Source organism: Verminephrobacter aporrectodeae subsp. tuberculatae At4 (assembly GCF_000193225.1).
In the GTDB taxonomy this organism is placed as follows: domain Bacteria; phylum Pseudomonadota; class Gammaproteobacteria; order Burkholderiales; family Burkholderiaceae_C; genus Acidovorax; species Acidovorax aporrectodeae.
In genome coordinates, this window is the sequence record NZ_AFAL01000862.1 from 1 (window position 1) to 758 (window position 758).

Sequence of the window (758 nt, forward strand, 5' to 3'; positions counted from 1 at the left end):
GGCAACGCCGGTGTCAGCATCGCCACCAGCGCCAACTACACCGTGGACACCCGGCCGGACACGACGCCCCCGGTGATCAACACCGCCACGGTCAGCGACAACCAGTTGGTGCTCACGTACACCGAAGCCAACCGCCTGGACGCGACCCATATCCCGCCCACCACGGCCCTTGAGGTGCGCGTCGATAACGTGCTCACTGCCGTCACCGCCATCACGGTGAACGCGCAGGACAAGACCGTCAGCCTGACGCTGGCCACCGCTGTCTCCAGGGACCAAGCGGTGACCGTCGCCTACAACGACCCCACGACCGGCGACGATGCCAACGCCATACAGGACGCGGCCGGCAACGACGCGGCCAGTTTCCCGGCCATGCCGGTGAACAACCGCACCCCCGCGCCACAGAGTCCGGCCCCGGCGGACAAGGCACAGAGTCCGGCTCCGGCGGACAAGGACACGACGGACAAGGACATCAAGGACGACAAGGACACGGACGGCGACAGCGACGGCGTTCCGAGCAGCGTCGAAGACCTGGCCCCCGGCATCCCCGGCCCCGCTGGCGCTGCCCCGATCGCCGGCGACGGCAACGGAGACGGCGTCAAGGACAGCACGCAGGCAGCGGTGAGTTCTACCAGCCTCGTGCGCAGCCCCGCCGGAGAAAGCAGGCCGGCAGGCGCAGCCAGCACCCATGTGACCCTGGTGGCCGACAGCCTGGACGGCAAGCCCAACCCGGGCAGCAGCGCACGCATCACCCACCTGGA

General features: G+C 69.1%; 1 protein-coding gene. It reads left to right on the forward strand.

What is annotated here, in order from left to right; all coding sequences use genetic code 11:
• Positions 1-758: SwmB domain-containing protein (locus VTU_RS29640; protein ID WP_010109086.1), on the forward strand; the 758-nt coding region annotated here is incomplete at both ends.